The organism is Rhizobium sp. SU303 (assembly GCF_021052345.1).
GTDB classification, from domain to species: domain Bacteria; phylum Pseudomonadota; class Alphaproteobacteria; order Rhizobiales; family Rhizobiaceae; genus Rhizobium; species Rhizobium laguerreae.
In genome coordinates, this window is record NZ_CP088095.1 from 4,853,511 (window position 1) to 4,875,948 (window position 22,438).

Annotated in this window: 19 protein-coding genes; 6 read left to right on the forward strand and 13 right to left on the reverse strand. The window is 62.5% G+C overall.

The window, feature by feature from the left end; genetic code table 11:
• Positions 1–182: 182 nt before the first annotated feature.
• A complete protein-coding gene (locus RlegSU303_RS23755) occupies positions 183–815 on the forward strand; it encodes a LysE family translocator (RefSeq protein WP_094086951.1) in 633 nt (210 codons plus the stop codon).
• Positions 816–861: 46 nt separating this feature from the next.
• Here RlegSU303_RS23755 and RlegSU303_RS23760 read toward each other — a convergent pair whose 3' ends face one another.
• Positions 862–1,698: a tetratricopeptide repeat protein gene (locus RlegSU303_RS23760; RefSeq protein ID WP_131719743.1), complete on the reverse strand. Its 837-nt coding sequence runs from the start codon at positions 1,696–1,698 to the stop codon at positions 862–864.
• 144 nt (positions 1,699–1,842) lie between these two features.
• Between RlegSU303_RS23760 and RlegSU303_RS23765 the strand changes: the two genes are divergently transcribed.
• From RlegSU303_RS23765 to RlegSU303_RS23775, 3 genes are all read left to right on the forward strand, one after another.
• Positions 1,843–3,234 (forward strand): leucyl aminopeptidase family protein, encoded by a 1,392-nt coding sequence (locus RlegSU303_RS23765; protein ID WP_131719742.1) that lies wholly within the window; start codon positions 1,843–1,845, stop codon positions 3,232–3,234.
• Between the two features lie 178 nt (positions 3,235–3,412).
• Positions 3,413–3,763, forward strand: coding sequence for a MarR family transcriptional regulator (locus tag RlegSU303_RS23770; RefSeq protein ID WP_131719741.1), 351 nt, complete (start codon positions 3,413–3,415; stop codon positions 3,761–3,763).
• A gap of 11 nt (positions 3,764–3,774) precedes the next feature.
• Positions 3,775–4,632: a C40 family peptidase gene (locus RlegSU303_RS23775; protein ID WP_131719740.1), complete on the forward strand. Its 858-nt coding sequence runs from the start codon at positions 3,775–3,777 to the stop codon at positions 4,630–4,632.
• Here the strand turns inward: RlegSU303_RS23775 and RlegSU303_RS23780 are convergent, their stop codons facing one another.
• The 12 genes from RlegSU303_RS23780 to RlegSU303_RS23835 form a co-directional block, all read right to left on the reverse strand.
• Positions 4,633–6,024, reverse strand: coding sequence for an amidase (locus RlegSU303_RS23780; RefSeq protein WP_131719739.1), 1,392 nt, complete (start codon positions 6,022–6,024; stop codon positions 4,633–4,635). It abuts the gene before it with no gap.
• 36 nt (positions 6,025–6,060) lie between these two features.
• Complete coding sequence (locus RlegSU303_RS23785) at positions 6,061–6,924, reverse strand: ABC transporter permease (RefSeq protein ID WP_131719738.1); 864 nt, start codon at positions 6,922–6,924, stop codon at positions 6,061–6,063.
• Between the two features lie 3 nt (positions 6,925–6,927).
• Positions 6,928–7,875, reverse strand: coding sequence for an ABC transporter permease (locus RlegSU303_RS23790; protein WP_131719737.1), 948 nt, complete (start codon positions 7,873–7,875; stop codon positions 6,928–6,930).
• 109 nt (positions 7,876–7,984) lie between these two features.
• Positions 7,985–9,511, reverse strand: a complete 1,527-nt coding sequence (locus RlegSU303_RS23795; RefSeq protein WP_205928073.1) for an ABC transporter substrate-binding protein — start codon at positions 9,509–9,511, stop codon at positions 7,985–7,987.
• Between the two features lie 150 nt (positions 9,512–9,661).
• Positions 9,662–10,582, reverse strand: a complete 921-nt coding sequence (locus RlegSU303_RS23800; protein WP_094086943.1) for a LysR substrate-binding domain-containing protein — start codon at positions 10,580–10,582, stop codon at positions 9,662–9,664.
• A gap of 115 nt (positions 10,583–10,697) precedes the next feature.
• Positions 10,698–11,693: a P1 family peptidase gene (locus tag RlegSU303_RS23805; protein ID WP_094086942.1), complete on the reverse strand. Its 996-nt coding sequence runs from the start codon at positions 11,691–11,693 to the stop codon at positions 10,698–10,700.
• Between the two features lie 231 nt (positions 11,694–11,924).
• Positions 11,925–12,119 carry a hypothetical protein gene (locus RlegSU303_RS23810; RefSeq protein WP_003544544.1) on the reverse strand — a complete coding sequence of 65 codons (195 nt, stop codon included), beginning with the start codon at positions 12,117–12,119 and terminating at the stop codon, positions 11,925–11,927.
• A 521-nt stretch (positions 12,120–12,640) separates the two neighbouring features.
• Positions 12,641–15,562, reverse strand: coding sequence for an aminotransferase (locus RlegSU303_RS23815; protein WP_131719735.1), 2,922 nt, complete (start codon positions 15,560–15,562; stop codon positions 12,641–12,643).
• Positions 15,563–15,675: 113 nt separating this feature from the next.
• Positions 15,676–16,560 carry a formyltetrahydrofolate deformylase gene (gene purU / locus RlegSU303_RS23820; RefSeq protein ID WP_017962825.1) on the reverse strand — a complete coding sequence of 295 codons (885 nt, stop codon included), beginning with the start codon at positions 16,558–16,560 and terminating at the stop codon, positions 15,676–15,678.
• Between the two features lie 218 nt (positions 16,561–16,778).
• Positions 16,779–17,798, reverse strand: a complete 1,020-nt coding sequence (locus tag RlegSU303_RS23825) for an acyltransferase family protein (protein WP_131719734.1) — start codon at positions 17,796–17,798, stop codon at positions 16,779–16,781.
• A gap of 57 nt (positions 17,799–17,855) precedes the next feature.
• Positions 17,856–19,148: a hypothetical protein gene (locus RlegSU303_RS23830; protein ID WP_131719733.1), complete on the reverse strand. Its 1,293-nt coding sequence runs from the start codon at positions 19,146–19,148 to the stop codon at positions 17,856–17,858.
• Positions 19,149–19,150: 2 nt separating this feature from the next.
• A complete protein-coding gene (locus RlegSU303_RS23835) occupies positions 19,151–20,200 on the reverse strand; it encodes a glycoside hydrolase family 5 protein (RefSeq protein ID WP_094087695.1) in 1,050 nt (349 codons plus the stop codon).
• A 135-nt stretch (positions 20,201–20,335) separates the two neighbouring features.
• Between RlegSU303_RS23835 and RlegSU303_RS23840 the strand changes: the two genes are divergently transcribed.
• Together RlegSU303_RS23840 and RlegSU303_RS23845 are read left to right on the forward strand one after the other, a co-directional pair.
• A complete protein-coding gene (locus tag RlegSU303_RS23840; protein WP_231283336.1) occupies positions 20,336–21,943 on the forward strand; it encodes a GumC family protein in 1,608 nt (535 codons plus the stop codon).
• A 159-nt stretch (positions 21,944–22,102) separates the two neighbouring features.
• Positions 22,103–22,435 (forward strand): hypothetical protein, encoded by a 333-nt coding sequence (locus RlegSU303_RS23845; RefSeq protein ID WP_017962830.1) that lies wholly within the window; start codon positions 22,103–22,105, stop codon positions 22,433–22,435.
• Positions 22,436–22,438: the final 3 nt, after the last annotated feature.

Below are 22,438 nucleotides of genomic sequence, written 5' to 3' on the forward strand. Positions count from 1 at the left end.
GAAAGCGGATGCCGCTTTCGGCAGAGACGCTGTTGCCTCAAAGGCCGTCGGCCGATCGCGGCCTTCAAACACGCGTGACCGCCGCCAGCATAGCTGATAAATGGGATGGACGACCATTGGCAAGCGCGCGGATGCAGCCGCAGTGCCCCTGGCGCTGGTTCAATCCAAGAGAGAGGTCTTCGATGTCTTCTGCCGGCATTTTCATCAGCATCATGGCAGCCCTGGCGGTCGGCGCGATGAGCCCCGGCCCGAGCTTCGTCGTCGTCTCCAGGATCGCCATTTCGCGTTCGAGGCTGGATGGCCTTGCAGCCGCGCTCGGCATGGGCGCCGGCGGTGTCGCTTTCGCCGTGCTGGCGCTTGCCGGGCTGACGGCGCTGCTGTCTCAGTTCGAATGGCTCTATGTCCTGCTGAAAGTCGCAGGCGGCGCCTATCTCGTCTATATCGCCGTCAATATCTGGAGGAGCGCCGGCCAGCCGCTCGAAGTCTCTGGCGCCGTCAACGGCAACCGCGCGCTGAGATTGAGCTTCACGACTGCGCTGCTGACACAGCTCAGCAACCCGAAAACCATCATTGTTTATGCCAGCCTCTTTGCGGCACTTCTGCCGAGGACGGTGCCGCTCGATCTCATTGTCGCGCTGCCGCTCGGCGTCTTTGCCGTGGAGGCCGGGTGGTATTCGATCGTGGCCTTCGCCTTTTCGGCCCGCCATCCGCGGCGTCTCTATCTTGCCGCCAAGGGCTGGATCGACCGGGCCGCCGGTGCGGTCATGGGTGGCCTCGGTCTTCGGCTCATTCTTTCGGGTTTGAGCGCTCGTTAAGATCAGCATCTCTCCGAAGGTAGACGCCTTTCGAAACCTGATCCGGTCAGTTGGTGTTGCTGTTGTCCGCTGCGCCCGAGGTCTTGTCCTTGGCGGCGAGTTTCTGCCAGGAATTTGGCTGCGAGAGCATGCCTCTGAGATAGGCGACATTAGCGTCGGCCTGCTGCGGTGAAAGTTCGCGCCGGGCGATCTGCTCGGCTTCCGGGAAACGGCCCTGCAGGCCGACGACCAGGGCAAGGTTCTGCCTGACGCGGCTGTCGGCGGTCGGCTGGCTGGCGGCGGAGCGCAGATAGGTTTCGGCCGTGCGCAGATCGCCGGTCAGCACGTAGGACATGCCGAGGTTGGAAAGGATGGAGGGCTCGTTCGGCTGGATGTCGAGCGCGTCGCGGTAGCGCTGCCGGGCATCGCTTGCCCGGCCCATCTGGTCGAGGATCGCGCCTTGGGCCGAAATCAGCTTCCAGTCCGGACGGTCCGGCGTCTGGGCGCGGCCGATCGTATCGAGCGCCTGCTGGAACTGGCCGGCCGCCGCCTGTGCCTTGCCGTAGGCAGCCAGCACGTTGCGGTCGCCGGGATTGGCGATGGCCACCTGCTGCATGACGGCGAGCGCCTGGGTGTCGCGGCCGTTCATGCGCAGCAGATTGGCGTAGTTGACGCCGGTGACGGGATCGCGCGGGTTCTTTTCATAGGCCTGGCCGAGCCGGTCCGTCGCCGAGCGCAGCTCGGTCGCGTCCATCTCTTCGACCGGCTTGGTGAGTTTCGGCACCGAGCCCGTCGTCATCCGGTCCTTGGTCGTCGAGCAACCGGCAAGTGCCAGGACGAGCAGCGATGCCGCAGCGCCCTGCAGAATACGATTCGTGAATGTGATGGTGAGCGAGGCAGGCATGGCGCGTTCCTGGATTCCGAAATCGGCGCCTGACCTCGAAGCGGAACAGGGAAAGGTTTGACGCGTAATCTTCGCTCCAGCAATAGTCTGTTAACCCTAACAGACCGTTAAGGAACGATTCCTTGCGACCGCCGAAGGACAATCATGGCCCCCTATCAGTTCATCGAGAGACCGACCCCTTTCAACACGAAGGGCGGTTTGACGCTGCCGATCTTTGCCGTCACGCCTGCCCATATCGAGACCGGCACGATCGATCCGATCGCGCTCGATTGGGCGCGCAGGGCAGGCTACAAGGCCGAAAGCGGGTCGCTGCTGCTGATCCCGACGGCCGAAGGCCATCTCGGCGGCGCGCTTTACGGCCTCGGCACCAATCCATCCGAGCAGCCTTACATCACCGGCAGGCTCGCCCGCGCGCTGCCGGCCGGCGACTGGCACATCGAGACCGCGCCGCTGACGGCAAATCGCCTGGCCCTCGGCTTTGGCCTCGGCAGCTACCGTTTCGACCGTTACAAATCCGAAAAATCGCCGGCGGCGACGCTGATGATCCCCCGCGATGCCGACGCCGCCGACATCAAGCGCCAGCTCGCCGGCGTCTTTCTCGCCCGCGACCTCATCAATACGCCGACGAACGACATGGGGCCGGAACAGCTCGAGGCCGTTTTCCGCGGCCTGGCCGGACATTACAAGGCGGAGATATCGGTTATTACAGGCGACGATCTGCTCAAGCAGAATTTCCCGCTGGTCCATACCGTCGGCCGGGCCAGCGCCGATGCGCCGCGCCTTCTCGAGCTGCGCTGGGGCAAGAAGGGTCATCGCAAGGTGACGCTCGTCGGCAAGGGCGTCTGCTTCGATACCGGCGGTCTCGACATCAAGCCTGCCGCTTCCATGCTGCTGATGAAGAAGGACATGGGCGGCGCGGCGAATGTCATGGGACTTGCCTTGATGATCATGGACGCCAAGCTGAAGGTCGACCTGCGCGTTATCGTTCCGGTCGTCGAAAACGCGATCTCGTCCAATGCCTTCCGGCCCGGCGACATCTACCGGAGCCGCAAGGGCCTGACCGTCCAGATCGACAATACCGACGCCGAAGGCCGTTTGATCCTTGCCGATGCGCTTGCCTATGCCGACGAGGAAGAGCCCGAGCTGCTGATCGACATGGCGACGTTGACCGGCGCTGCCCGCGTTGCCCTTGGCCCGGATCTTCCGCCTTTCTTCACCGATGACGCCAATCTGGCGCATGGCCTCACCGAAGCGAGCCTGGAAACCGACGATCCGATCTGGCGCCTGCCACTCTATTCCGGCTACGAAAAGGATATCCGCACCAAGTTCGCCGACCTCACAAACGCGCCGGCCGGCGGCATGGCAGGGGCGATCACCGCCGCCCTCTTTCTCAAGCGCTTCGTCAGCAAGGCGAAGAGCTGGGCGCATTTCGACATTTACGGTTGGGCCCAGTCCGAACGGCCGCATTCGCCGGGCGGTGGCGAAGCACAAGCAATCCGCGCGCTCTTTCATCATATCCGCGAGAGCCTGCGCTGACGCCATGTTAAAGCGCGTCGCTGAGGCGCATCGCATGATCCCTGTTCACGCGCTGCGCCTCGCTGCCGATCGTTAAAATTTTATTCACCTTGCCGGGCGGCAATTTCTGCCGCCTCTTGCATGTGCGTGGCAACTGCCGGAAAATGGAACGTTAGCGTAACGATCTTCCGGAGGGGCCGTGCCGATCGAACTGACCGCCTCGCAGGCGCTGGGGCTCTGGCATGGCGTGGCGCTCGATCAGGTCCGCCACGATGACCGCGATTTGACGTTGCGCCAGATGGCGATCCTGCTGCATATTTATCTGGTGCCGCCGCCGCACACGGTGCGCGGGCTTGCCGCCACGCTTGATGTCACCAAGCCGGTCATTACCCGTGCCTTGGATACGATGGGCGAAATGGGCCTGGTCGATCGTGTGCGCGACGATGCCGACCGGCGCAACGTAATCATCAAGCGCACTGTCGGCGGTGCGCTCTATCTGGAAAAGCTCGGCGATCTCATCCGAGATCAGGCCCGCCGGTTGCTGATCTGAAAGGAATGCGAATGACGATGCTCGACCGCCGCCTGCATGCCTACAGGTCTGATCTCGCGGAAGCGGGGCTCGAAGGCAAGGTCGAGGCGTCGCGTTTTACGCAAGGCGCCCCGGCTCGCGTCGCCGTCCCGGTCGTGGCCTTGCGTTCCGAACCGGACCTTGCCCGCGGCATTGATACGGAACTGCTTCTCGGCGAGGACGTGACGGTTTTCGATCGCGCCGGTGGCTGGTGCTGGGTGAAAGCCGCCTCGGACGGCTATGTCGGTTATGTCGCGGCGGACGCGCTCTCGGAAGGCCGGCCGGCGCCGACCCATATCGTCACCGTCCAGCGCACCTTCCTCTATCCGGAACCGGAACTGCGCAAGCCCCACCAGGCAATCCTGTCGATGGGAAGTCGCGTTCATGTCGCCGGTGAGGCGGAAGCGCGCGGCAATCGCTATGTCGTGCTCGAGGACGGAACGGCGATCTTCGCCAAGCATGTCCAGCCGATCGGCGCGCTCGATGGCGCCGATTACGTGGAGATCGTCGCCCGTTTCCTGGAAACGCCCTATCTCTGGGGCGGACGTTCCGGCCTCGGCATCGATTGCTCCGGCCTCGTCCAGCTGGCGATGCTGATGACGGGCAGAGCTGCGCCACGCGATACCGATATGCAGGCGGCAGGCCTCGGCCAGCCGATCGGCCGATCCGAAATCCGCCGTGGCGACCTGGTATTCTGGAAGGGTCATGTCGCCGTCTTCGAAGATCCGGAAACCATTCTGCACGCCAACGGCCATAGCATGACGGTGGCGCGCGAGAATTTCGGGGCCGCGGTCGAGCGCATCGGCTGGCTCTACGAGCAACCGACCGGCTATCGCCGCCCGATCAGCTGATCAGCCGATCGGAGGCTGCGGCCAGGATCTCACTCCGCCCGTCCTGTCCTCGAAGGTTTTCGACAGTCTCAGCACCCGCATGTCGTCGAAGCGCGGCCCGACGATCTGCAACCCGATCGGCATGCCCGAGCGCGAGAAACCGCAGTTGATCGAGGCGGCCGGCTGCTCCGACATGTTCCACGGCACCGTGAAACCAATATGTTCAAACGGCAGGGCCGGATCATTGGTCGGAGATGCCCATTCGGCGGGATAGGAGATGATCGGATTGGTCGGGGAAAGCAGGGCGTCGACCTCGGTGAACAGCCGTCCGCAGCTCTTGCGCATCTCGATCGTCTGGTTGAAGCCTCTGACCGCATCGACGCCGCGGATGTCGGCGCCGCCCTTCGCCCAATCCCTGATATAGGGCAGGATGCTGTCGCGCCTGTTATCGTCGAGATCGGCGATATCGCCCCAGAGCCGGGATCGCCAGAAATTGTCGAGCCCATCCAGCATCGCGCGTGTCAGCACCGGCTGGACTGATACAATGGTCGCGCCGGCCGCCTCGAACTGTTTCGCTGCCGTTTCGACTGCGGCCCTGATCTCGTCGTCCACCGCAAGCCCGCAGCCGGCATCGAGCATCAGCCCGATCCTCATGCCCGACAGGTCGATGTCGAGATCCATCCAGTTGAAATCGTTCGGCGGCAGGCTGGTGCCGTCGCGCCAGTCCGGCCGTGACAGCGTCGCCATCGAAAAGGCCGCATCCTCGACGGTGCGCGCCATCGGCCCGACGCAGCGCCCGACATAATAGGGATCGGCCGGAATGCGCCCATGGCTCGGCTTGAAGCCGAAGATGCCGGTCCAGCCGGCGGGAAGGCGCACCGAACCACCGATATCGGTGCCGATATGCAGCGGCCCATAGCCCGCCGCCGCCGCTGCGGAAGCCCCGGCGCTCGATCCGCCGGGATTCTGCGTGGTGTCCCAGGGATTGCGGCTGAGAGGATGAAAGCTCGAAAGGCCGGAGGACAGCATGCCGTAATCGGGGCAGGTGGTCTTGGCGAAGATCACCGCGCCATCTTCCCGCAGCCGGGCGGCGGCAGGTGCATCGGCGTCCGCGGGTTTGAGTTCCACTGCCCTTGTGCCCGATGGCACCGGCTGGCCCTTCGTGGCGATCAATTCCTTCAGCGTTACCGGGATGCCGTCGAGGGGCCCTAGCGTTTCTGCCTTCGCCCAGCGCTCCGACGACGCTTTCGCCTGGGCGCGCGCCGATTCCGGATCGTAGAGGTAGAGTGCCGAAATCGAAGGCTCCCAGGCGGCGATATGGTCTTCGAGGGCGAGCCAGTATTCGAGAGGGGAGAGGCTTCTATCAGCGAAGTGCTGCCTGAGTTCGCGGATGGTAAGGTCGGTTTCGGTCATGGCATGGTCTTTCGGGCTTTTCGTCTTGGGAGGACATCAGCGGCTCGCCTCGCGCGGGTCGAGCAGATCGCGCAAACCGTCGCCGAGCATGTTGAAGCCGAAGACGGTGAGCGCGATGGCAAGGCCGGGCAGGATCGCCAGCCAGGGGGCAAGCGCCAGATAGGTTTGCGCATCGGCAAGCATCCGGCCCCAGGTCGGCGCCGGCGGCGCCATGCCGAGCCCGAGAAAGCTGAGACCCGCTTCGGTCAGGATCGCCAGCCCCAGCTGGATCGCGCCATGCACGATGATCTGGCTGATGATATTCGGCAGCACATGGCGCAGCGAAATGGTCAGGCGCGTATTGCCGATCGCGCGCGCCGCCGTCACATAGTCGCGGCTCCAGGCCTGCAGTGAGGTCGCAAGCGTCACCCGGGCAAAGACCGGAATCATGAAGACGGCGATCGCGGTGATCGCGGTGAACCGCCCTGGCCCGAGAAAGGCGCCGAGCACCATGGCCGACAGGATCGGTGGCAGCGCGAAGATGACGTCGCAGATGCGCATCAGCAGCGCTTCGAAAGGACCGCGGATCGCCGCTGCCGAAATGCCGGCGATTGAGCCGAGCGTCCCGCCGATCGCAACCGCTGTGATGGCGATCGACAGTGAATTCCAGCATCCCGCCATCAGCATCGAAAGCACATCGCGGCCGAACTGGTCCGTGCCAAGCAGGCCGAAGGCAAGCGGCGGCTGCAATTTGTGAATGATCTGCATTTTCGCCGGCGGCAGCGGCGTCCAGACGAGCGACAGCAACGCAACGGCGACCAGCAGGCCAATAATGACAGCCCCTACAATCAGGTTCATTCGCCGGCTAAGTCTAAAGACCCGGCGGCGGTTGATGATGGCGGTGGACACGATCGGTGCCATGCGTCAGGCCGCCTTTCTCATCCTGGGATCGATCGCCAGGTAGGAGAGATCGACAATGAAATTCATCACGATGACGAGGCCTGCGAAGAATAGCACGACATCCTGCATGACGATGATGTCGCGCTGAGAGAGCGCCTGCAGCGCGAGCCGTCCGAGGCCGGGGAGGTTGAAGACGTTTTCCACCAGCACCGCGCCGGCGACGAGAAAGGTGAATTGCAGCCCGATCATCGTCAGGATCGGGATCAGCGCATTCGGCACGATATGGCGCCACAGCACAGCACTGCGCGACAGCCCCTTGGCGACCGCAGTGCGGGCAAAATCCTCATGCATGGTATCAAGCACCGCCGAGCGCGCCACCCGCGTCAACACGCCCGCCTGCGGCATCGCCAGCGCGACCGCGGGCATAACCAGCGCCTGCAATGCCGGCTTGAGGCCGGCGCTCCAGCCCGGGAAACCGCCGGCCGGCATCAGCCCGAGCATCGTCGAAAACAGGATGATCAACAGCAGCGCCACCCAGAAGGCGGGCACGGCGATGCTGATCTGCGAAAACAGCGTCGCGATGACGTCGAAGACACCGCCGCGGCGCGAGGCGGCCAGCACGCCGAGCGGCAGGGCAATCGCCACCGAAAGCGCGATTGCCATCAGCGCCAGCGGCAGCGTTACCGCCAGCCGCTCGACGATCAACCCCGTGACCGGCACGCCATAGGTGAGCGAATTGCCGAGATCGCCGGAGAGCACGCCGGCCAACCATTGCCCGTAGCGCATCAACAGCGGCTGGTCGAGGCCGAGACTGTGACGGAGCGCTGCAAGGGTTTCCGGTGTTGCCGAGGTGCCGAGCATGATCGAGGCGGGATCGCCTGGCAGAAGGTCCATAACGGCGAAGATCAGCAGCGAGACGACGACGAGCGTGACGATGAGACCGGCGACGCGGCGGGCGAGGAGTGGGATCATGCGTGCCACGCTTTCGATGTGGCGCGGGGGCTGTGACCGGCATTGAGCGTTTCGCTGTGCGGCTTCCCTTCGCTCATCCCTTGCCTCTCAATCCGCCCGAACCCGCCTCTCACTCGTCCCAGGAAACACCGGACAGTACGTTGGAAGGGATCGGCTCGTTCTCCCACAGGCCCTTCAGCTTCTTGTCCCAGACGCCGAGTTTCGGCATGACGAAAAGGTAGAGTGCCGGCACGTCCTCGGCGAGGATCTTCTGCGCTTCGCCATACATCACATTCTGCGCGGCGGGATCGGTCGTCTCCTGGACCTTCTTCATCAGCGCGTTGAAAGCAGGGTTCTTGTAATTGAAATAATAGGGATCGCGGGCGTAGATGTCGATGTCGAGCGGTTCGGCATGGGCAACGATCGTCATGTCGAAGTTGCGGTCCTTCATGACGTCCTGGACCCACTTCGCCGGAAATTCGGTCGGCTCGATATTCATCGTCACGCCGATCTCGGCAAACATCGCCTGCATCACCTGAGCGCTGCGCGGCGCATAGGCCATCTGCGGCGATTTGATCGTGAAGGTGAAGCCGTTGGGGTAGCCGGCTTCGGCAAGCAACGCCTTCGCCTTCTCGACGTCGTAGGGCAGCACGCCTGTCATGTCCTGATAGCCCGGATCGTTCGGCGTGTAATGGCTGCCGATCGGCGTGCCGAGGCCGGACCACGCGCCGTCGATCACCGTTTTGCGATCGATTGCCATCATCAGCGCCTGGCGGACGCGCTTGTCGTCGAAAGGCTTCTTGGCAGTGTTCATGCCGGCAATGACCTTGAGTTCGGTGTTGCCGATCCTGGTGACGAGCCTCGCATCGCCGTCGAAAGAACTCATCAGCTCGGGTGCGGCAAATTCCGGAAAGGCATCAAGATCACCGGATTTCAGCGCAGCCGCCTGCGCCTGCGGATCGGCAATGAAGCGGAAGGTCACCTTGTCGAGCTTGGCGGCCGCACCCTTGTTCCAGTAATCGGCATTTCTGGCGAGTTCGACTTTGTCGCCCTTCGCCCAGCTGGCGAATTTGAAGGGACCGGTACCTACAGGCGTCGTCTTGTCGTCGACAGCCGTCTTCGGTGCGACCATCACCGAGGCTGGCCAGCCGAGCCAGTAGATCAGGCTGCCGGTCGGGGCCGAGAGATGCAGCACCAGCGTTTCGGCATCGGGCGTATCGATCGAGGCGATCGAGGCGAAAAAGCGCTTCTGCGGATTGACCGAATCGGCGCCGCGGGCGCGGTCGAGCGAAAACTTGGCGCTCGCGGCATCGAAGGCCTCGCCGTCATGGAATTTGACCCCGGTCTGCAGCTTGAACGTATAGGTCAGGCCATCGGGCGAGATCTCCCAGCTTTTCGCCAACTGCGGCTGGATCTTGCCGGACTGGTCGATCGTCACCAGTCCCTCGAACACGTTTTGCCAGGTCACCTGGCCGATTGCGACCGGTGCCGCGATCGTCGGATCGAGACCAGTCGGTTCGACGCTCATGCCGAGATTGAGGATGGTCTTCGCCGCCTCCGCCGGCGTCATCGCCGTCATCACCAGGCCGGCCGAAAGCGCAGCACTGAGGGAAAGCCGCCTGACGAAACGCGAAGGCGCAAACGAAAGCTTGATCATCATGTTCCCTTATCTGGCCGCGCGTCGATGACGACGACCTTTTGCGAGGAGATTGACATTATGCCGGTGCACACACAATGATGATTTTGTGTGCTCAGTGTAGCCGAAAAAGCTACACCGCAAATCTACGGACAATGCAAGCTCGAAGCGTCAGTCTTTCGTCTCGGCCCGACGGTTCGTGCGCTCGCGCATGAACCTCTCGATGAAGTCGAGCAGTTTCGTCGCGGCGAAGGACAGCTGTCGGTCCGGCGCGACGCAGAGATCGACATGGGTGCGAATGCCGGTCTTGCCGGCCAGAGGAATGGCAAGGAGCTGACCCGCCTCGATCTCGCGGCGGACGGTTAGCGCCGGCAGCAGCGTGACCGCAGCTCCACTGAGCACGAGTTCCTTCAGCATTTCGAGCGAGCTGGTAACGAAGACGGGATCGAGGCTCAACCCTTCCTTCTCGAACAGCGCGTCGAAGGCCTGGCGGAAGCCGAAGGATTGATCCGGCAGCGCCAAGGCATAGTCGGCAAGCGTCCGCAGCGGGATCTCGCTATGCGCAGCGGCCGGATGCTGCGGCGTGGCGATGAGATCATAGGCGATCTCGGAGCGCAGCCGCACCTTGGTGCCGGACATCGGTGGCGCAAACAACGTCACCGCAATATCCGCCTCGGCGCTGTTGACGGCATCGACCGCCTGCCGGGCGCTGGTGATTGTCACGGTAAAACGCAGTTTTGGATATTTCAGGCTGAATTCGGCAAGCGCCGGCGCCAGCAGATTGGCGACGGTGGCGCCATTGGCATAGATGCTGACACGGCCGCGCTGCAGGCCCTTCAGGTCTTCGATCAGCTGCTGCACATGATCGAGCTCGCGCAGCGTCCGGCCGGCGCGGGCGGCAAGCAGTTCGCCGGCGGCCGTCAGCTTGACACCACGGGCGCTGCGTTCAACGAGCGGCGCGCCGAAATGATATTCGAGGTTCTCGATCTGCCGGCTGATCGCCGTCGGCGCGACATTGAGGTTCTCGGCCGCCTGGCGCATCGAATTGGTCCTGACCAGCTCGTCGAAATACATCAGCGCCCGGATCTGCATTCACGTCTCTCCGCCATTCGGCACGTTGTGGGGTCCGGTTCCAACCCTAATGCATGTTGCCCAAACGTGCGCAGCGGTTTTGGGACAACGACATGGATAAAAACAAAGGTCCCAATCAACGACCATTCGGATAGCGGTCGCGCCATGCCTGTTGCGCGCCCTCGACCGGAAGGGCGGTCGCAGCGTAGACCCCTCGGGCGATCGCCCGCGCCATGACGAGGGTCGCAAGGTGGCAAAGCTCCATCAGGCTCGCCATGTCGTGTCTTCGATGCTGGGCCGTCGAAGCGGCAAAGACGGTGTCACCGTCGAGCGGCAGGTGCGCCGGCAGCAATGCCCTGGCAAGACCGTCATGGCCGGCAAGCGATAGCCGGTGCGCCTCGGCCTTCGTCAGCTGCGCATCGGTCACCACTGCGCCGATCGTCGTTGCCGGCGTGTTCATGCCCTTGAGCCGCATCCGATGGTCGGCCACCGCAGGCATGCCGAGCCCGCCGAATTCCGCGTCTTTTTCAAAGGGTGCCGCCCAGAAATGCGGCCCGTCGCCGATCGTTGCCGAACCGAGCGCATTGACGGCGACGATCGCCGCGACGCGATGCCCGGCGCTGCTGACGGCGCTGGCCGAGCCGAGCCCGCCCTTGACGGTGGCCGTCGTCGCTCCCGTCCCGGCACCTGTCGTGCCGAGCGCGAATGTGCCCTTGGCCGCGGCCTGCAGTGCCGTATAACCCATGTCGCGATAGGGCGAGTGAAGGCCCCAATCCTTGTCGCCGCCGTTCAGCAGGTCCATCAGGATCGCCTGCGGCACGATCGGAATGCGCACCGACCCGACGGCAAAGCCGCGGCCGAGTTCGCGCAGGCCCGCCTGCACGCCGCCGGCGGCATCCAGCCCGAAGGCCGAGCCGCCGGAAAGCACGAAGGCATCAACGGCATTGACGGTCATCGACGGATCGAGCAGGCCGGTGTCGCGCCCGCCGGGCGCACCGCCGAGCACCGTGCCGGATGCGACGGCCGGTTCGTCGAAGACGATGACCGTGACGCCGGAACCGAGCGCAAGGTCGGTTGCATGGCCGACGGAAACGCCTTCGATGTCGGTGACGAGGTTCAGAAGATCGGGCAAGGGCGGATCCTTAGAGCAATTCCAGCAAAAGTGTGCAGCGGTTTTGCGTCCGGAATTGCGTGAAACAAAGAGATAGAGCATTTTCGTGATTCGAAGAAAAACGGAAATGCTCTAGACGCAAAGGCCCGCCGATAGGACTGCAATTGCCCTCAAAAAACAAGACCGGCCCCATTTGGCGGGACCGGTCGGACATCGGGAAAAGCCGTGAATTCTAATCGCGGCGTTATGCCCTCAGGCATGAAGCGGCTTCGGATGACGGCGGGTCATCAGGTCATGGATGGCCAGCCGCACCTCGTCCGGCGAGCCGAAACGCTGCTCGTCGAGGTCGTGGACGTGAAATTTCACGGCGATGAATTTCAGCCGGTCTTCATCGGGAATGACGATCCCGACGGGAACGCCTGCATATTCGATAACTTGCTTCTTCATAGATAGAACTCCTGCCGCACAACATGCGCAGCCATGGCGAATTGACTTGTCTGGTACCGTTGAAAGGAGGACGAACGTCACATTCGACAGTTCGGGCGGGAGAGGGCGCCCGGACGGTCATTGCCAAGCACAGATCGCCCAAGGAGATCAGCGAGAATATCGATGTCTATCATGCTCGTTCCTTGTGTTGGCGTTGCACTTGAGTGGTCCCGGTAGAGCCCGGGGCCGGTGAAGGCTGTCTTCAATAATCCACTAACTTGGTAGAGATTACCCGATAGCCTGTCAGAAACATATTCCGAAACGTGTCAAAATATCGACGATTCGAAAAAATTCATTCCGTCACAGCCCGAACTTACAGAAAGAAACATATCAGCTCTTCGTTAAATTCGCATGACAGAATCGGAAGTTCGATCGATCACAGCGGCAGACATAGGAAGCCTTGCTGTATCAGGCAATGGCCGTTTCATTAAAAATCGACATGCCTCGAAATGACCGATTTGGTTAATGCTGGAAGCCCTGTGTCACCAGCCTTCTTCGAGCACCTTCTCCAGCATGTCCGCGAAGAAATCGGCGCTGTCGATGCTGAGGCAGAGCGGTGGTTTGATCTTCAGCACATTTTGGTGATCGCCGGTCGGCTGCATGATGACGCCGAGTTCGAGAAGCCGGTCGCAGATTGCAGTCGTCTCTTCCGTCGCCGGCTCCAGCGTCGTTCTGTCGCGGACGAATTCGAGGCCAAGATAGAGGCCCATGCCGTGCACGGCGCCTGCAATCGGATGGCGGTCGATCAGCGCGGCAAGCCGCGCCTTCAGATGATCGCCGACCGTCCGGGCATTTTCCTGGAGCTTTTCCTCGGCCATGATGTCGAGCACCGTCATGCCGGCGACGCAACTGACCGGGCTGCCGCCGGTGGAGGAAAAGAAAGTGCCCTCCTTCTCCAGCGATTGCGCGATCTCCCGCGTGGTGATGACGGCGCCGAGCGGATGGCCGTTACCCATGCCCTTGGCGACGGTGATGATATCGGGCACGACCCCTTGCTGCTCGAAGCCCCAGAAATAATGTCCGAGCCTGGAATAACCGACCTGCACCTCATCGGCGATGCAGAGGCCGCCGCGGGTGCGCACCTGCGCATAGATTTCCCTGAGATAACCGTCCGGCAGCGGAATGCCGCCGGCATTGCCGTAGACCGATTCGCAGATGAAGCCCGCCAGGCCGTCGCCGCCGGCGTCGATCGCCTCCAGCACCGGCGTTACCGCGCTGAGATAGGCTGCCGCCGTATCGGGACCACGGAATGCGCCGCGATAGGTATTCGGTGAAACCACGGCATGCACCCAGTCCGGACGGGTGGTCGGTGCCTGCGGATTGTCGGCGATCGAGGTGGAAACGGCATCGCTCGCCGCCGACCAGCCATGATAGGCTTCGAGCAGGCAGAGCATGTTGCGCGCTCCGCTATGGGCTTGCGCAAGCCGAAGCGCCAGATCGTTCGCCTCCGAGCCGCTGTTGACCAGGAAGACCGCGTCCAGCCCATCCGGCGACAGGGCGGCGAGGCGTTCGGAAAATTCCGTGATCGCGCCATAGTGGAAGCGCGAATTCGTGTTGAGCCGCAGCCATTGCGCGCTGATCGCCGCCGCGAGCTTGGGATGGCCATGGCCGAGAATGGTGACGTTGTTGACCATGTCGAGATAGGCGCGGCCCTCGACATCGAACAAATGCTCCTTCCAGCCGCGCTCGATCTGCGGCGGCGCCGCATAATAATTCTTCTGCGGCCTTGCGAGATGCGCCCGCCGCCTGGCGAAGAGTTCGGCGGTTTCAGGTTGCGGCGCATCCGCTTGCGGGCTGAGAAGCAGCGAAGGCGAAGGGCAGAGCACCGACCAGGCCGCCGCCGCGCGCGGTGAGGCAAAGAGCGGCGGTTCGAGACCTGCGACGCTGCAAAGCTGGACGCGCAGCCCGCCTAGCGACGACGCCTCTCCGAAAACCGTGCCGAGCGAATCGCCGGCGGCAATCTCGGCTCCGTCCTCGACCGAGAGGTCGAGCCCATCGAGATGCAGGGTCATGTTGTCGCCGGCGATTGTCAGATGCTGGTCCTTCCAGCCGATGCGGCCGGCAAAGGGCGCGGCAATCGCGCTGCCTGCGGCAAGGCATATGTCGATATGCAGGGCGCAGGTCGCCTGTCCCCTCGCAGTTGCCGCGCGGGAAAGCCGATATTCGCCGTAGCGCGTCGCTGCCGTACCGTTTTCGGTTGCCATGCGGGCAAGCAGCCGCCAGTCCATGTCGGTATTCAGCCAGTTGCCGGCGGAAAAATGCGGGCTCCGCACCCCAAGATCGACATAGGCGATCCCGGCGGGATCGATGTCGGGCAGCAACGGCAGCCATCCCGATGTTTCCGGCGCGGCGACATCTGCGCCGGCTGCCTTGAGGATCGCCGCTTCCATGAGATCGAAGGGAACCGACATCGCCGTATCGAAGATCGCCCGCTCGCGGTCGAGATTGTCGCGGACATAGTCATTGTCGGGATCGACCGAAATCTGCTGTTCGCCGCTGGCGACGAGAATGACCGCGCGTGCGACGATCAGTGGCCAGAGTGCCTTCAGTTCCTCGTCGCTCAGCGGATAGATCGCCTGATAGGCGGTGACGGCGGGCAGGATATGAAAAGGGTCGCCATCGGCCTGATGCAGCAGCGAAGCGCAGGTGACGGCGAGGTCGCCGACCAGCCAGCCGCGGATGATGTCGCCGAAATCGATCACCCCGTCGGGGACGATATGGCCACGGGCGTCACGGTGGCCGACGACATTGTCGCCGGTGACGTCGTGATGCACGGCCTGCAGCCGAAGCGACGGCGCCAACGGCTGGATGCGGCGAACGGCCATCACCATGGTTTTGGCAATCCGGTCGCGCGCGGCGCTGTCGGTGATGGCTGAAAGCAGCTGCACCGCAACGGGACCTGCCCGTCTGAGGTCCCATTGCAGGCTGCGGTCGAGACCGGGATGGTTAAAATCGGCAAGCGCCTGCGCCAGCCTGGCGCAGAGCGCGCCGAGGGCTGCAACGGAAGCCGGCGCCAGATAGGTCAGCTCCGTCAGCCCATGACCTTCCAGATATTCCAGCAGCCGGACCTGATACCCCTGTCCACGCACGGTAAGGACGACGATCTCTCGCCCGTCATTGGTGGCGATCACCTTCGGGACGCGCGGCGCATCTTGCCTGCTTTTGAGATGATGGATCGCCGCATTCTGTGCTTCGAGCTCGCGGGTCTCGTAGGCTGCATGGCAGATCTTCAGGACGTAGCGGCCACGATCGCTATCGACGCGATAGTTCCGATCCTGCTGGCTGCCGAGTTCGACAAGCGTGCCGGAGAGGCTGTAATGCGCAAGGAGGATCTCTTCCGCGTCGCTGGCGGTCACGTCGGGGCGCGGCAGCGCCATGCGATCAACAAGCGCCTCGTCGGTCATGACACCCCTCCCGCAGCATGATTCGATTACCTATTGAAGGCGATAATCAAGTACTTGCCGCTGGCAGGCAACGGGGATTGTCGTTTGCCAGCAAAAGAGATGTTGGGCGGCGCTCAACCCATGCGTTCGGAGGCGTAACCACCGGGGCTGGCCGGGAAGACCACGGTGCGGTTGCCGTTCAGAAAGGTGCGGTGATGGATATGGGCGTGGATGGCCCGCGCCAGCACCTGGCTTTCGACATCGCGGCCGATCGAGACATAATCGTCGGGTGACTGCGCATGGGTGATGCGCGCCGTGTCCTGTTCGATGATCGGGCCTTCGTCGAGATCGGCAGTGACGTAATGCGCCGTCGCGCCGATCAGCTTCACGCCGCGTTGATAGGCTTGTTTGTAAGGGTTGGCGCCCTTGAAGCTCGGCAGGAAGGAATGGTGGATGTTGATGATCTTCCCGGACATTTTCTGGCACATAGCATCCGAAAGCACCTGCATGTAGCGGGCGAGCACGATCAGCTCGGTGCCGGTCTGCTCGACGATCTCCATGATCTGGCCTTCGGCCTGCAGCTTGTTCTCCTTCGTCACCTTGATGTGGTGGAAGGGAATGTCGTGGTTGACCACGACCTTCTGGTAATCGAAATGGTTGGAGACGACGCCGACGATATCGATCGGCAGCGCGCCGATCTTCCAGCGGTAAAGCAGGTCGTTGAGACAATGGCCGAAGCGCGACACCATCAAGAGGACCTTCATGCGGGCATTGCCGTCATGGATTTCGGCTTCCATGGCGAAGCGCTTGCAAATCGGCTCGAAACCTTCCTTGAGTTCGGCAAGCGGCACGCCTTCCTCGGAGATGAAGCTGACGCGCGTGAAGAACCTGCCGGTATCGAGATCGTCGAACTGCGAACTATCGACGATGTTGCAGCCCTTGTCGGCCAGATAGCTCGAAATCGCCGCCACGATGCCGCGCGTCGACTTGCAGGATACCGTCAATACGTAACTTGTCATGTCTTTCCCTCTTCCCTCTCCAAGGCCGCCGCTGTGCTTAGATCAAAGCCCGGGCCGCGAACAGGCCAGCGCACTTTCATTCATGCGACAAATTGCAAGAGAAACCATCACGTTTGTGCAAGTTCTCTCATTGCTCAGTCTGAAGCTTAGGAGAAGTTGCGCAAAAAACTGTACCGTCAGCGCCGCTTGGATGCGTATTCTCGCCTTCGGTGCTGAAGTTAGGCTGGCGGCCGGGTCGCCACAGCAACCTTACGGCGGCGCGGCGTGGTGATCTCATGGATGATCGCGCCGCCGATCGACGAGAGCACCAGCGAGAAGATCACGAAGAGTACCGGCTGCTGCAGGATGCCGATCGGCAGGCGGTCGGCGGCGACCCTGAGAAAAGCCAGCGTGAAGGCGTGGGTGATATAGATGCTGTAGGAGCAGTCGCCGAGATAGTTCAGCCATCCGATCAGCGGCAGCCTGGAAAAATCGATGGAGATCGCGCCGTAGACGATGAAGATCGCCGGGATTCCCCAGGCGTAGAACCGGCTTTCGGGCGGCATCAGCGCCTCGTTGATGAAGAGAAACGCAAAGCCGATGGCAAGGGCCGCCCAAGCCCAGCGGTTCGGCAGCAGGACCTTCTGCCCGTAGAGCCAGCCGAGCACGACACCGGCGAGGAATTCCAGCATGATCGGCTCGCGGTAGAACCGGGTCATAGTCGTTTCCGGCAGCAGTCGGCAGGCCATCAGGATGACGGCAAAGACGGCAAACATCGCCGGGATGCGCCGAACTTCCTGTAGCGGCAATAGCAGCGCGAAGACGAAGTAGAAGAACATTTCGTAATTCAGCGTCCAGCCGGGAACGACCACCGGCGCGACCGTGCTGGGATCGGCAGGATTGCTCCACGGCAGGAAGAACAACGAGGCGATGAGATGCGGCAGGTCGAACACCGTCGATTTCAGCAATGATGGAGCGACCAGCGCCACAGTCGCCGAAAACAGCGTCGCCAGCCAGTAGAGCGGCACGATTCTCTTGATGCGCCGGCGGGCGAAATCGATCGGGCTCATCGCGCGTCCGCTGGTCGTCAGCCACATCACGAAACCGCTCAAGACGAAGAAGATGTCGACGCCGGTTTCACCATAGACGAAGGCGGTGGCGTCGACTGCGGGATTGACCTTGGCAAGCTGCAATACCGCGTGGAAATAGACGACCATCAGCGCCGCGATGGCGCGCAGATATTGAAGCTGGACAAGCATCGAGCGTCTTGCTCCCTCGGGCTCGCGCGGGCGCCGGTCTCAGCCGCGCCGCTGCGGTCAACTCAATACATCTGCCGGACGACCCTGCCGGATGCGCGGGCTGTCGTGGAAACGCATATATCCGACGACGAACCAGAGGAGACCGGCGATCTTCATCGAGAAGACCGCGGTTCCCCCGATCATCATATTCAGAAAAATGAAAAGAGAAAGTGAATGGGCGCAGCGCCGCTGCGCCGCCGTGCGCCCGGCGGGAAAGAGGCAGACGAACAGCCATAAGGCGATGACGCCGAAGATCGTCGCCGCGTAGATCAGGTAGACATAGCCGCTGTCGGCGAATTCGGCGACCCGGTCGACCGAAAGCCCAAGGACGGCGAGCGGATCGAGCTCCATGATCTTCTTCATCGTCAGGTTGATGCGGCCGGTGAAATTGTCGCCCGTCGCATTGGGTTTCAGGACGTAGACGAGGAAGCCCGCTGCGACGATCAGCGGCATCAGCGCCAGATTGAAATTCTTCGGGATCTTCGGAAAGACGAAATAGCCGACGATGCAGGCAAAGCAGAAGATCAGCATCGTGCGCGTGTCGTTCGTCACCAGGATCAGCACGGCCGTGCCGATCATTAGCAACCGGTCCCAGCGGCTGAGCCTTTCCCACATCGAAATCAGGTAGACGGCGATCACGCCGCAGAAATTGGCAAGCGACACCTGCTCGAGGAAGATTGAGGAGGAACGGTGGTCGATGATGCCGAAGGAGAAGCGCTCGGGAAAGCCGAGCGCGTTCTGGAAGAGGCCCGTCGTGTTGTAGCTCAGCGGCAGCAGCCCGCGCGTATTGGCGAAATAATCGGACGGGTGGACGATGCTGACGTAGAACGGCACGCTGACGATCTCGAAGATCAGGAAGATCATGACGGCAAGGCTTGCCCAGCGAAAGGCGAGCTTCATCGTTTTCTCGTTGCTCCAGCTGCCGAGCCCGGTAAAGCAGAAGATGATCAGCACGTTGCGGAAGTGATCGATGAACAGCATGCGGTTGAGCACGCTGACATAGATGGTCACGATCAGCGTGAACAGCAGGAACAGGAAGGCCGGAAGGTCGGTCTCGTAGATCCCCTTATGCAGGATATAGATGATGGCGCTGGCCATGATCAGGCCTTCGCTGGCGGCGACATGCGTCATCGAAAGCGGCATGATGTTGTGGTTGGTGAAGGCGAGAATGCCATTGTAGAGCACGGAGAGCAGGCCGAGCCAGAGCACCAGATGATCGGTGCGCGATGCCCTGCCGGCGGCATCGAGCCGGTTGCCGGCGACGGTGCCGGCTACAGTGAATGTTGCTGCCCTGTGATCGACGACCGCCATGCTCATTTCCCCGCAGGCTTGACGGCGGAGCAAGTGCCGGCACTGGCTTTTGCCACCTCGGCAAGAAGCCGCATCTGCGGCCGCTCAGGGCCCTTGCGCGGCTGGACGTTGAACGGCTCGTTTGCCGGCCACCAATCGCCGGCCGCCCAATAGGACCAGCCGAGCCAGACATCGCTATTATCAGACATGGTGGCGTAGATTTCGGTCAGCCCGCTCATGCAGTCCTTGTCGGCGGAGGCGCCGAATTCGCCGAGAAAGCCGCGTTTGTGGTTCTGCTTCAGCCAGGCGGTAACGCCGTTGATCGCCGCGACTGCGGCGCCGGCACCTTCGCAGGTCGGATGGGTTCCGGAGGAATCGGCGTCGAGATACTGGTGGACCTCATAGGCGTAGAAGTCGAGCGGGTCTCGTAGGCCGAGCATCACCGTGCCGTTGGCGCCGCCGATCACGTCCTTTTCCCAGCTGCCCGCGCCGCTCCACGCCGTGCCCGGCACCAGGATCAGGTTGCGCGCGCCGACGGCGCGGATGCTGCGGATCGCGGCATTGGCCGCATCCAGCCAGTCTGTCGCCTTGATGTCATGCGGTTCGTTCATCAGGCCGAAGAGAACGCCGTCCTGATTGGCGAATTCGACGGCGAGCCTTGCCCAGAAGTCACCGAAGGCGGCATCCGTCGCCGGCGCCGTGCCGACCTGGGTCTTGTCGTAGTAACCGAAATTATGCGGGTCGAGCAGAACCGCCATGCCATGCTTGCGGATCAGGCCGGTCGTATCTTTGATCCGCTTGAGCTCATCCTCGTCGAGCCGCCCGCCGAGTGCGGGCTGCAGCCGTTCCCAGCGGAAGGGCAGCCGGATGATCGTCATGCCTTTTTCGGCGAAATAGCTAATCGTGTCTTCGCTCGGATAGGTGTAGTTGGTGCCGTAGATGCCGCCGCGTTCGCCATATTCGCCGCCGGACAGATTGACGCCGCGGTAGCAGGGCGCACCAGTCGCAAGGGCCTGCGACGGGATCAGAGCGGCTGCAAGCAGCAGCGCTGTCAGATGTCGTGTCGTCTTCATGGGCATCCTCGCTATCGCGACAAATCGTAACATCGGCGTCGCTGCGGTTATTTTAACGGTCCGTTAGCTAAGAATTTCTAAAGTATCGGCACCTCGGCTTCAGTCTTTCACGCTGGGCAGGACACGAGTGCGCGTATGAACCAGTATGACAGGAACAGGGTAAGCCGGCTCCCTGGCTGGCGCAGTTTTGAGCCATCTCAGACTGCGCCGGAAGGCGTGCGCGTGCGCAGTCCTGTCATTCGCCCGGATGATTTCGCCCGGCCATCGCACGAACCCGCCCCACCACCCTTCGTACCGCCGGCAAGCATGGCGGAAACCCGCCAATATGAGCGTCCGGCGCCTCCTCTTCCGAAACCGCCTGTCGTCGACGCGCCGCCGAATGCAGAGCCCGCGCCTGCCGCGCCGCTTCTCGACCTCCGCTCGAGTATCGCCGCGATCTGGAGCCGGAGGTTGATCGTGTTTGGCCTGGCGCTTCTCGGAGCCCTCGCCGGGGGGGCGGTGGCGCCGCTCATCGCCCAGAAGTTCACCGCCGTCAGCAGCCTCTATTTCGATCCGCGCCAGATCGGCCTTGCCGACGCCAGCGCGCAATCGTCGGGTCCCTCGCCGGAAATGATCTCGGCGCTGATCGATAGCCAGGTGCAGATCCTCACCTCGGGCAATGTGCTGCGCCGCGTCGCCGAAGCCATGAAGCTTGACCAGGACCCCGAATTCACCGGCGGCCGGACGGATGGCGCCGCCGTGATCGGCACTCTGCAGAAGGCGCTGGTCATCACCCGTGAGGCCAGCACCTATGTCGTCTCGCTTGCCGCCACGACCAACGATCCCGAAAAATCCGCAAGGCTTGCCAACCAGGTCGTCACCTCCTTCACCGAGGAAGAGAACAGCGCCTCGAACGGCATTTACGAAAACACCTCCTCGACGCTCGACGGACGCCTCAACGACCTGCGCCAGAACGTGCTGGAGGCCGAGCAGGCAGTCGAAACCTTCCGCGCCGACAACGACATGGCCGCGACCGAGGGCAATCTGATTTCCGACCAGCGGCTCGTTTCCCTGAACACGATGCTAGTGACGGCGCAGGAAAAGACCATCCAGGCGAAGGCGCGCGCCGATGCTGTCGCTAACCTCCGCGTCGAGGACATCGTCGCCGGCAACCAGGCAGAGGGCGGCGTCACCTCGCCACTCGTCAGCCTGCGTCAGCAATATGCCACCCAGGCCGCCGCCGTCGGCAGCCTCGAAAGCCAGATGGGCACGCGTCATCCGCGCCTGCAGGCGGCCCGCTCGTCGCTGCAGAGCATATCAGTCGAAATCAAGGGCGAATTGCAGCGTCTCGCCACCTCGGCAAGGGGCGAATACGAGCAGGCCAAGGCCGCCGAGGACAGCATCGCCAAGGAGCTTGCCGTGCAGAAGGCGCTGCACGCGAGTTCGTCGGACAAGCAGGTGGAATTGAACGAATTGCAGCGCAAGGCGACCGCGGCGCGCAATATTTACGAGACGGTGCTGAAGCGCTCCAGCCAGACGAGTGAGGAACAGAACCTCAACCAGAGTAACATTCGCGTCATCTCGCCTGCCGAGCCGCCGGTCAAGGCCGACGGTCCGGGAAAGAAAATCCTGCTGGTCGCCGGCATCATCGGCGGTTTTCTTGCCGGTTTTGTCGTCGGCGCCGGCTTTGCGATCCTTGCCGGTCTCTTCTGCCATCCCGTCATCAGAAGTTATTTCAGGAAGTCGCCCGCTGCGGCCGCTTGATGACGGTCGTCGGTTTTCCTACATCGGGGAAGCGGCCTATAGAGCAATTCCAGGAAAAGTGCGAAGCGGTTTTCCGTCCGGAATTGCGTAAACGAAAAGTTAGAGCGGTTCTGCGTTTCCGTGAAAAGCTGAACCGCTCTAGCCGGCAGGAGAGTTCCCATGCGGCTATTGATGATGCTTCTGATATCGCTCGTTGCCGTGCCTGGCCTCGCTCCGGCGTCCGCCCTTGCCGTCGACTGGACGAAATCCGTCGATTCGGGCGTTCAACCCCTCTATCCCTATAAGGGTCTTCCCGGCGTCAAGGCGCAGCCGGACAAGAAGGAAGAGGAATCCTACAATTGCCGCACCGAAACCGTTCAGGTCCGCCGCCGTTATGACGAGATCTTCCGTTCGGGTGGCATGCCGACGCTGATGTATGTCTGCGAACGCGACGGCTTCATCTCGATGGACGACAAGGTTCCGCTCCGCGGCCACTATCAGCCGGTGCGGTGAGGG